Genomic DNA, 3,340 nt, shown 5'->3' with positions numbered 1-3,340 from the left:
CTTGATGTTCAGGATGATCTCGGTGACGTCCTCCTTCACACCGGGGATCGTCGTGAACTCGTGCTGCACGCCCTCGAGGCGGATGGACGTGACCGCGGCACCCGGGATCGACGAGAGCAGGGTGCGGCGCAGGGAGTTGCCGAGGGTGTAGCCGAAGCCCGGCTCGAGCGGCTCGATGACGAACCGCGAGCGGAACTCGCTGATGGGCTCCTCGGCGAGGGTGGGGCGCTGTGCGATGAGCACGGTGGTGTCCTTTCGGCGTCCGATATATGACGCACAAGGGGTGGGATGGTTCTCGAGGTGGCTGCGTTCCAGCCTTCGTTCTGAAGGCGATTCGGCGGCGCTTCGCGCGGCCGGATCGCCTTCAAAACGGATCAGACGCGGCGGCGCTTGGGGGGACGCACGCCGTTGTGGGCCTGCGGCGTCACGTCGTTGATCGAGCCCACCTCCAAGCCGGCGGCCTGGAGGGAGCGGATCGCGGTCTCCCGGCCCGAGCCGGGGCCCTTGACGAACACGTCGACCTTCTTCATGCCGTGCTCCTGCGCCTGACGGGCAGCCGACTCGGCCGCGAGCTGCGCCGCGAACGGCGTCGACTTGCGCGAGCCCTTGAAGCCCACGCCGCCGGACGACGCCCAGCTGATCACGGCACCGGTGGTGTCGGTGATCGAGACGATCGTGTTGTTGAACGTCGACTTGATGTGGGCCTGCCCGATCGCGACGTTCTTCTTCTCCTTGCGGCGGGGCTTGCGCCCTGCACCGGCCTTGGGAGTCGCCATGTCTTCTCTCTCCTACGGATCTCGGGGGCGAGCGCTACTTGCGCCCGGCCTTCTTCTTGCCGGCGACGGTGCGCTTCGGACCCTTGCGGGTGCGGGCGTTCGTCTTGGTGCGCTGACCGTGCACCGGGAGCCCACGGCGGTGGCGGATGCCCTGGTAGGAGCCGATCTCGATCTTGCGGCGGATGTCCGCGGCGACCTCGCGGCGGAGGTCGCCCTCGACCTTGTAGGTCTCGAGGTGGTCGCGGAGCGCCACGAGCTGGTCGTCGGTGAGGTTGCGGACGCGGACGTCCGGGTCGATGCCCGTCGCCTTGAGCGTCTCGATGGCGCGGGTGCGTCCCACGCCGTAGATGTAGGTGAGCGCGATCTCCACGCGCTTCTCACGCGGGATGTCGACGCCGGCGAGTCTCGCCATGCTGATCTCCTAGGGATGATCCGGGGGTATGGAGCGGCGCCGGTGCCCGAGCCTCCGACTCGGGGTGTCCCCCTCCCCGCGTGGGGAGGGATCTGGTGCCGCCGTTGTGTTCAGTTGTGAGTGGTGGGTGTCAGCCCTGACGCTGCTTGTGACGCACGTTCACGGAGCAGATGACCATGACCCGGCCATGACGGCGGATCACGCGGCAGTGCTCGCAGATGGGTTTGACGGAAGGCGCGACCTTCATGGGATGTCCTCTTCTCGCTGTCCTCGTACCGATCCTCGACGGGTCGGCCGTTACTTCTCAGCGATCGTGCGACGTGTCGACCGGCTACTTGTAGCGGTAGACGATGCGGCCACGGGTCAGGTCGTACGGGCTGAGCTCGACGATGACACGGTCCTCGGGCAGGATGCGGATGTAGTGCTGCCGCATCTTGCCGGAGATGTGGGCGAGTACCTTGTGCCCGTTGCTCAGCTCCACCCGGAACATCGCGTTGGGCAGCGCCTCGACCACTGCGCCCTCGATCTCGATAACGCCGTCCTTCTGAGCCATAGCCTCACTTCGTCACTGGTCACGACGCTGCCGTGACTGATCGCTGGTCATGCGGGACGTCCGCGGACGGGGATGCCCTGCAGACGGATCGGCCGTCGCACGCAGCCCGCAACGGGGGCATGCATGGCCGACAGGCGATCATAGCCCATAACGCGGAGCCGCCCCGACTCCTTCCCGGGGCCGGCGCAGCTCCAGCCCCGGCTCAGCGCCGACCCGGCTCAGCCGCGAGCGCCGAGGATGCCGCCGCTGAGCGCGGCGAGGATCCGGTCGGACACCTCGTCCACCTCGCCGATGGCGTCGACGCTGACGAGCACGCCCCGCTGCGCGTAGACGGCGACCAGCGGATGCGTCTGCTCCTGGTAGACCTCCAGGCGCTTGCGGATGACGTCCTCGGTGTCGTCGCTGCGCCCCTGGTCCTTCGCCCGCTTCAGCAGGCGCTGCACGACCTCGTCCTGCTCGGCGACCAGCTGCACCACCGCGTCGAGGCCGCCCTCGGTCGCCTCCAGGCAGTCGTCGAGCGTGAAGACCTGGGCGAGCGTCCGCGGGAAGCCGTCGAGCAGGAACCCGGCGCCCGCATCGGTCTGCGCGAGGCGATCGAGCACCAGCGCGTTCGTCAGGTCGTCCGGCACGTACGCGCCGCGGTCCATGTAGTCCTTGGCCTGCAGCCCGAGCGGCGTGCCCTCCGACACGTTCGCCCGGAAGATGTCGCCCGTCGAGATCGCGGGGATGCCGTAGTGCTGCGCGACGCGCACCGCCTGGGTGCCCTTCCCGGAGCCGGGAGGGCCGATCAGCAGCATGCGCATCAGCGCAGCAGGCCTTCGTAGTGCCGCTGCTGCAGCTGCGAGTCGATCTGCTTCACGGTCTCGAGGCCGACGCCGACGATGATCAGCAGCGAGGCGCCGCCGAACGGGAAGTTCGAGTTCGCCCCGATCGCGACGAAGGCGACGAGCGGGATGAGCGCCAGCAGGCCCAGGTAGATCGAGCCGGGCAGCGTCACCCGGGTCAGCACGTAGTCGAGGTACTCCGCCGTCGGCCTGCCGGCACGGATGCCGGGGATGAAGCCGCCGTACTTCTTCATGTTGTCCGCGACCTCCTCCGGGTTGAAGGTGATCGCGACGTAGAAGTAGGTGAACCCGACGATTAGCAGGAAGTACAGCGCCATGTAGAGCGGGTGGTCGCCGGTGGTCAGGTAGTTCTGGATCCAGGTCACCCACGCGGGTGCCGCCTGCCCGTTGCGGGGCTGGTTGAACTGCGCGATCAGCGCCGGCAGGTACAGCAGGCTGGAGGCGAAGATCACCGGCACGACGCCGGCCATGTTCACCTTGATCGGGATGTACGTGTTGTTGCCGCCGTACGTGCGCCGGCCGACCATGCGCTTCGCGTACTCGACAGGGATGCGCCGCTGCGACTGCTCGACGTACACGACCAGCCCGACGATCACGACCCCGATCGCGACCACGACGACCGCGGTCTCGATGCTCTGCGACTGCGCGATCGCGATGATCGACTGCGGGAAGCGGGCGGCGATCGCCGTGAAGATCAGCAGCGACATGCCGTTGCCGACGCCGCGCTCCGTGATCAGCTCGCCCATCCACATGA

At 67.9% G+C, this 3,340-nt stretch carries 6 protein-coding genes and 1 pseudogene; all 7 read right to left on the bottom strand.

The window, feature by feature from the left end; all coding sequences use genetic code 11:
* A pseudogene (locus ACFE60_RS18415) lies at positions 1–243 on the bottom strand (DNA-directed RNA polymerase subunit alpha); the annotation flags it as partial.
* A gap of 131 nt (positions 244–374) precedes the next feature.
* Positions 375–776 carry a 30S ribosomal protein S11 gene (gene rpsK / locus ACFE60_RS18410; RefSeq protein ID WP_375390302.1) on the bottom strand — a complete coding sequence of 134 codons (402 nt, stop codon included), beginning with the start codon at positions 774–776 and terminating at the stop codon, positions 375–377.
* 34 nt (positions 777–810) lie between these two features.
* Positions 811–1,188, bottom strand: a complete 378-nt coding sequence (gene rpsM / locus ACFE60_RS18405) for a 30S ribosomal protein S13 (RefSeq protein WP_375390301.1) — start codon at positions 1,186–1,188, stop codon at positions 811–813.
* 130 nt (positions 1,189–1,318) lie between these two features.
* Positions 1,319–1,435: a 50S ribosomal protein L36 gene (gene rpmJ, locus ACFE60_RS18400; protein WP_119480711.1), complete on the bottom strand. Its 117-nt coding sequence runs from the start codon at positions 1,433–1,435 to the stop codon at positions 1,319–1,321.
* Between the two features lie 84 nt (positions 1,436–1,519).
* Entirely contained in the window at positions 1,520–1,741 is a 222-nt protein-coding gene (gene infA, locus ACFE60_RS18395) for a translation initiation factor IF-1 (protein WP_375390300.1), read from the bottom strand.
* A gap of 218 nt (positions 1,742–1,959) precedes the next feature.
* On the bottom strand, positions 1,960–2,544 hold the full coding sequence (locus ACFE60_RS18390; RefSeq protein ID WP_375390299.1) for an adenylate kinase: 585 nt from the start codon (positions 2,542–2,544) through the stop codon (positions 1,960–1,962).
* Positions 2,544–3,340, bottom strand: a 797-nt coding sequence (secY, locus tag ACFE60_RS18385; protein ID WP_375390298.1) for a preprotein translocase subunit SecY, incomplete at its 5' end; no start/stop codon positions are given. The genes ACFE60_RS18390 and secY, both read right to left, overlap by 1 nt.

The sequence above is a fragment of the uncultured Amnibacterium sp. genome, from assembly GCF_964245895.1.
Lineage (GTDB): Bacteria > Actinomycetota > Actinomycetes > Actinomycetales > Microbacteriaceae > Amnibacterium.
Note: the sequence above shows the minus strand (reverse complement) of the source record. Positions and strands in the feature narration are given on the sequence as shown.